Source organism: Sedimentimonas flavescens, assembly GCF_019264375.1.
GTDB lineage: Bacteria > Pseudomonadota > Alphaproteobacteria > Rhodobacterales > Rhodobacteraceae > Rhodobacter > Rhodobacter flavescens.
This window is the reverse complement of the sequence record NZ_JAHVAI010000042.1, coordinates 1-2311: the sequence shown is the minus strand read 5'-3', so window position 1 is coordinate 2311 and position 2311 is coordinate 1. Positions and strand designations below refer to the sequence as shown.

Here is a 2311-nt window from a genome sequence, read left to right as displayed (position 1 = left end):
GGTGCATCCCCCTCCCAGACAGGAATTAGGGGCCACCATTGAAGACCCGAACCACGACCTCTGGCGTGTCTTCTCCCTAACCCTGTAACCTGAGGCTTTCTGCGTCTGCTTGACGGACCTGGGCCTCTGCAACCCCGAAAGATGCAACCCATGACCGACCTGAGCTATCAGGCCGAGGCGATGACCTATGGCCGAAGCTTGGAGGCTGACGCTTCCACCACCCCCCTCCGTGAACCAGTACAGCTTTCATTTAGCTTCACTGAAGACTGTACCAGCTCCGATGACCCCGATCTCGCAGACCTCGTGATGGAGGATGTTGAGGGGACGATGCTGGAGCGGGGTCTCCCACCGACCAGCGAACAGCGGGACGCCCTTCGTGCTGTTGTGAAGACCATGGCGGATATGGCTGATGGGGTCTGCTCCCCCCGCATCATGGTCAGCGATCTTGCCCCTGGAATGGGGAAGACCACAGCTGTGACAACCTTCCTGCGGCGGCTGGTCCGGTCGAAGCATCACTATGACGTTGGAGCCGTGGTCTGTGTGTCTCTCATCGATGAGATCGAGCGTCTGGTGAAGGAGGCTGACTTGGCTGACGATGACTACGCAGTCATGTGGTCTGACCCCGATCGGCCTTATCCAACGACCACGCCCCCTGACGAGGCCCAGGTCCTCTTCATCACTCAGCAGATGCTGAAGAGCCGATGCGGGACTGGGTCTTTCGCGCCATGTCGTGACTTCCACTACCTGGGGGAAGCTCGGCAGGTGCGTGTCTGGGATGAGACCATGGATCCTGGGGAGGTCGTCACCCTATCCACGGACGAGCTAGGCGGTCTCTTGGAGGCGCTGCGTCCCTTCAACCCTGACCTCGCGGACCTAATCGGGGATCTGCAGGCAAAGCTCTCGTGCACCGATCCGGGGAAGCTACTGCCTTTCCCTCTCATCCCGAAGTCCCAGCGTGTCTCTCCGTCTGTCTTGGCCGAAGCGCTCCATCAGCGTCTGGATGCCCTCTACCGTCTCTCTGGCTCCATTACCCGTGTCTGTTCTGGCAGTGGCCGCGTTCGCATCGCACTCGACACCCGAGAAGATCTGCCCCCTGACCTAGCGCCGATCCTAGTCTTGGATGCCTCTGCTTCTGCACGAGGGACCTACGCCCTTTGGGGCGAGCAGCCAGATGGGCCTGTGCTGCTTCCTGGTGCCGCCAAGGACTACAGCCCCCTCAGCATCCACCTCATGAGCAAAGGCGCTGGCAAGCAGGCCTGGCGTCTTGGGGGCGACGAACTGGCGCGGGAGGTTGCAGCCGTGATCGACCAAAAGCCCGATGAGCCGTTCCTGGTCATCCATCATAGGAAGAAGGGCGGCATCGACCCCGTGGCGCTGATCAAGCGCTACATGACCACGGACGTGTCTCGCGTGAGCTTCCTGCCTTGGGGGCGGCATCAGGCGACCAATGCCTACCGCGACATCCCCAACGTGGTCCTAGCGGGCATCCTTCATCTACCTGAGAGCCAGTACGTCGGCTTGGCTTATGCGAGCAGCAAGCACCCCATCCATGCCACTCTGAAGGCTGGCTCAGAGCGACGGGTAGCAGACGGGGAGTTCGGTCATGCTGTCTTGCAAGCAGCTGGACGAGGCCTGGTCAGAGGATGCCGTGAGGGCCAGTGTCCGCCCTGTGACCTCTACGTCGTGACCAAGTACTCAGGGGCGCAAGACCTCTTGCAGACGCTGTTCCCAGGAGCAGGCGTTCATACATGGAGGCGGCAGTTCAAGCAGCCAACGGGACAAGCAGCGGCTCTCATCGAGGCCTTACACGCGGCTCTAGAGGGTCGGCCATCATCTCCCGTATACTTCGCGGACCTCATGGAGCGCTTGGGCATCAAGGATCGGTCCAACTTCAATAAGCTGTGCCGACACCCCGATGTGAGAGACGCCTTGGAGCAGTTGAACCTTGCCAAGGTGCAGCTCCAATCCAGCCGAGGCCACGATGCGTTTGAGGTACAAACCGTGGCCTGGAAAGCGATCACCGACGACAGCGATGTTCTGGGGTCAAAAATCTGAACGCCCTACCATCGGGGGAGGCGTACGCGTTTCCCCCCCATACCCCAAGCCTGCGGTCAAGTAGCAGAGGTCACCCCATCAGGCGTGAACCAAGACGCCGATCGATCACACCGCAACTCTACAGCCGTAGAACAAGCCGTAGAACACGCGGTGCCTGTTGACCTCGGATGGTGGATGGGGTTAGCCCTTGTTTTGCTGAGGCTATTGGCCGATGCGGTGCCTGCAACGGGAACACAACCCACTTCGCCGGCACCAT

At 60.6% G+C, this 2311-nt stretch carries 1 protein-coding gene; it reads left to right on the top strand.

The annotated features are described in order from the left end of the window. Nucleotides 1–150 precede the first annotated feature (150 nt). Nucleotides 151–2055: a hypothetical protein gene (locus KTQ37_RS16550; RefSeq protein ID WP_218631612.1), complete on the top strand. Its 1905-nt coding sequence runs from the start codon at nt 151–153 to the stop codon at nt 2053–2055. Nucleotides 2056–2311: the final 256 nt, after the last annotated feature.

Bases quoted from the DNA above. Each gene is read 5' to 3' on its own strand.
- KTQ37_RS16550 (WP_218631612.1), top strand. From the start codon at position 151: ATGACCGACCTGAGCTATCAGGCCGAGGCGATGACCTATGGCCGAAGC.